Source organism: Escherichia sp. AM3 (assembly GCF_032029835.1).
In the GTDB taxonomy this organism is placed as follows: domain Bacteria; phylum Pseudomonadota; class Gammaproteobacteria; order Enterobacterales; family Enterobacteriaceae; genus Escherichia; species Escherichia coli.
On sequence record NZ_JAVUPQ010000143.1, the window covers coordinates 1 to 3,833 of the forward strand.

Annotated in this window: 4 protein-coding genes; all 4 read right to left on the minus strand. The window is 48.0% G+C overall.

Features of this window, described 5'->3' with window-relative positions:
• Window positions 1-126: 126 nt before the first annotated feature.
• The gene (gene bfr / locus RTW80_RS22870) at window positions 127-603 is read right to left on the minus strand and encodes a bacterioferritin (RefSeq protein ID WP_000675504.1); all 477 of its coding nucleotides are present in this window, start codon (window positions 601-603) and stop codon (window positions 127-129) included.
• A gap of 71 nt (window positions 604-674) precedes the next feature.
• Window positions 675-869, minus strand: a complete 195-nt coding sequence (gene bfd / locus RTW80_RS22875) for a bacterioferritin-associated ferredoxin (RefSeq protein WP_000289085.1) — start codon at window positions 867-869, stop codon at window positions 675-677.
• 168 nt (window positions 870-1,037) lie between these two features.
• Window positions 1,038-3,731, minus strand: a complete 2,694-nt coding sequence (chiA, locus tag RTW80_RS22880) for a bifunctional chitinase/lysozyme (protein WP_032247291.1) — start codon at window positions 3,729-3,731, stop codon at window positions 1,038-1,040.
• Window positions 3,732-3,774: 43 nt separating this feature from the next.
• Window positions 3,775-3,831: an IS1 family transposase gene (locus tag RTW80_RS31675; protein WP_003032489.1), complete on the minus strand. Its 57-nt coding sequence runs from the start codon at window positions 3,829-3,831 to the stop codon at window positions 3,775-3,777.
• Window positions 3,832-3,833 lie beyond the last annotated feature (2 nt).

Consider the following 3,833-nt stretch of genomic DNA (forward strand, 5'->3'; position numbering starts at 1 on the left):
GCTGATAGAAACAGAAGCCACTGGAGCACCTCAAAAACACCATCATACACTAAATCAGTAAGTTGGCAGCATCACCTCTGGCCTGGATCTCTTATTAACCGGGAGGGTTCTCCCTCCCGACACGGCTCAACCTTCTTCGCGGATCTGTGCTTGCAGATAATTTTGCAGGCCCATCTTCTGAATCAGATCAAGTTCCGTTTCCAGCCAGTCGATATGGCCTTCTTCATCACGCAAAATTTCTATCATCATATCGCGGCTGACGTAATCATGAACGCTATCGGCATAACCAATTGCCTCACGCAAATTCTTCGCGCCATCCAGCTCAAGTGCCAGATCAGAACGCAGCATTTCCTCAACATCTTCACCAATGTTCAGTTTGCCCAAGTCCTGTAAGTTTGGAAGACCTTCCAGAAAAAGAATGCGCTCAATATAACGATCGGCGTGTTTCATCTCATCAATGGATTCATGATACTCCACATCATTGAGACGTTTGAGACCCCAGTTTTTAAACATTCGGGCATGGAGAAAGTACTGATTGATTGCGACAAGCTCATTTCCCAACAGTTTGTTGAGATAATTTATAACTTTAGTATCACCTTTCATTTTTTGACTCCTTCGCTTCCACTCTTTGAAGCGTAGAACGGCTTACGAGTAAGTCAAAAAACACACTCCGTTTATGCGGACTCCTTAAACTCCGGCAGCTGCATTAATTCATCCTCCATCACTTCACGCGCGGCCCGGACACATTTACCGCACTGATTGCCGACCGGAATAAATTTTTTTAATTGCTGGAACGAGTGAGGGGAAAACTGGCGCACAGCCTGACGAATTTTTTTATCGCTGATACCATTACAAAGACAAACGTACATAGAGACTCCCGTATACTTTCTTCAAAAATAAATGAAAATAGTTCTTATTTCAATTACGGAAAGACTCTTTTTTAAGCAAAGAATAGAAATATGAATAAAAATAATGGGCTACCAAAAGTAACCCATTGACAAAAAATGCGGCGATACCGGAAGGTATCGCCAACACATTTATTGCTTAGTAAACGGCGCGAAGATTTCGCTAAATGCGTACTTCGGTGCCTGTTCTTTAGTCAGGCCGTGGAATTCCGGAGACAGGTTAGTGCCGCCCGGCAGGTCGCGCGCGATTGACCAGATACCAACCATACCGAGATTACGCTTCTGCGCATCCTGCATGACCAGACGAGCATCAGAGAGATAGAACACCTCGCCCTGAACGTCGTTCACGCCAACCATCGGCGTGGTACCCATCATAGCGTCAATTTCTGCATCGCTCTTGTTGGGATGGAGGCCTTTCAATTGTGAATGCAGGTTGGCAATCGCAGACGTTGCACACTTACCGTGAATGTTCTGGCCTTCGGTATTTGCAGACTGACAAATCGCGTTACCGTAGTCCATTGTCATCACGTTCACACCCGCCAGCTCAACACCTTTCGCTTTGGCATCGCTCAGGACATTCATCCCTTCCGGCGTCAGGCCAGTCGGTAGAATTGGCAAGGTGTACCAGATAGCAATATCTTTGCCTTCTGACTTCCATTTATCCTGCACTTTCTTCACAGCAAGGTTACGACGTTCAATAGATGCCTGATCCGCAACCCAGGTGCCTTCGATATCGAAGTCCAGGACTCTGAGGTTCAGGTTATCAACGATGTCATAATAATGCTGCATCAGATCGTCTACGTTCTTACAGGAAGCAGCCAGCGGAGCGTTGTTAGCACCACCGATAGACAGCATCACATCGCCGCCAGCCTCACGCAGAGCTTTGATTTTGCTGTACTGAGCGTAATTCTGCATACCATAAGCGGTACCCCATGTCGGCAGACAGGTGTTCGCATCTTTACTCACCACAAACGCCAGCGTGAAGTGGTTGACGTTATGATTCTTAGCCAGCGCAGCCAAATCCGGGATCGGATTCAGCGTAAAGTCAACATACGGTGCATAAACGTGTTTCGGCCATGCTTTCTTCGGCGTACCTACACGTTCTTTGGTTCCGGTCCAGTCAACAAAAACACGCCACGGGTTGCTGTCAGAAGGAGAAACTTTCTGCACTTTACTCTGAGAAATGTAGTTCACACCGTTAAAGCGAATCAGCGTATCGCTGGCATAAAGCGTTTCTGGATTAAACTGCGGCGCATTATTCAGCTCTTCGTTGCTATAGCTCTGAGCCTTACCTAACGGCTTCCACGGGCGGCTATTGCTACCGGTGGCGTTTTGGTTCGCAACCAGAGCAGGGTTGTCACTTTGCGTCCAGAACAGCGCTTCATAAGCCTGCCCATCAACAACAACGCGATCACCTTTCACGTACACAGTGGATGCGGACCATGCTTTCGCCGGTTCGTATTTCTTCCACGGGTTATCGCCGCCCGGGACAAAGCCCCATGCGTCTTGATCGACAGAAGTTTTATAATGTGCATCGTTATAATCTACGATGCTGTCCGCGCTGTACGCTTTGCTGGCCTGGAAACCATCCGCAACAATGACGCCGCCGTTATCAATTTCACAGGTAGTCGGGTTACCGTACTGACTCAATTCCGCAGCGGTAGCTGTACGCTCGAGACGCCATGGGTTATTGGAGTTTTCAGCGCTGGTACCCCGTGGGCAATCTTTAGACCCAACCCACCAGGCGTTCTTGTAAACATTACCATTGAAAATAACATGGTAAATTTCGCTACCTTCCTGGCCGCTCCACGCTTGCAATGAGTAATCGTTACCGCTATCCGCTGGTGTTGATGGCTCGCTGTTATCCGGAGTTGGGGTCACCGGTGTTTCCGGAGTTGGATCAACCGGAGTCACAGCACCGCCATTATTATCCGGCTTAACGGAACAGGAGCCAGGGTTACCATACTGGCTGATTTCTGTTGCCGTTGCCGCGCGAACATAACGCCATGGGTTACTGGCATCGTTTTCTTTCGCATCGCCTGGGCAATTTGCCGCGCCTACCCACCAGGCGTTCTTATAAATGCCGCCGTTATAGATAACGTACCATGTAGAAGAACCTTCCTGACCTTTCCAGGCTACTACAGCATAGTTGTCGTTTGACTTATCAGCTGGGGCTGGCTGAACATCAGGAGCCGGTTTAACGTCCGGTGCCGGTTTCACATCCGGTGCAGGCTGTGGTGCTGAAGTACAGGACTGTGGATTACTGGTTTCTGAGATTTCCGTTGCCGTAGCGGCACGAACATAACGCCATGGGTTGCTGGCATCATTGCCTTTCGCATCACCCGGACAGTTAGAAGAGGCTACCCACCAGGCATTTTTATATACCGCACCATTAAAGACGACATACCAGGTCTGACCGCCCTGCTGTTTATTCCAGGCAACTACAGAAGAATTAGACGGAACAGTGCCCTGTGCTGGTGTAGCCGAACCGCCATTAGCCGGCGTATTGGATGCAGGCGTATTTGAATTTGAAGAAGATGAGCTGCCGCTCTTTTCGCAGGAAAGTGTATTGCCAAACTGACTAATTTCAGCAGCTGTTGCGGTACGCTTTAAACGCCACGGGTTAGTTGCATCATTTGCTTTCGCTTTTCCCGGGCAATTTGTAGAAGAAACCCACCAGGCATTTTCATAAATTTTGCCATCGAAAATAACCTGATATTTATTACCACCTTGTTGGTTATTCCATGCTTCCATTGCCAATGCTGGCAGAGCGGAACACACCAGCCCCATACCAATCATAGATTTAGTAAATATATTTAATTTCATTATAATCCCTTGTGACGTAAAAACTGCAGGTAATGACTCCAACTTATTGATAGTGTTTTATGTTCAGATAATGCCCGATGACTTTGTCATGCAGCTCCACCG

What these genes read in the sequence shown, in the direction of transcription:
- bfr (WP_000675504.1), bottom strand. Translation starts at nt 603, where the DNA reads ATGAAAGGTGATACTAAAGTTATAAATTATCTCAACAAACTGTTGGGA.
- bfd (WP_000289085.1), bottom strand. Translation starts at nt 869, where the DNA reads ATGTACGTTTGTCTTTGTAATGGTATCAGCGATAAAAAAATTCGTCAG.
- chiA (WP_032247291.1), bottom strand. Translation starts at nt 3,731, where the DNA reads ATGAAATTAAATATATTTACTAAATCTATGATTGGTATGGGGCTGGTG.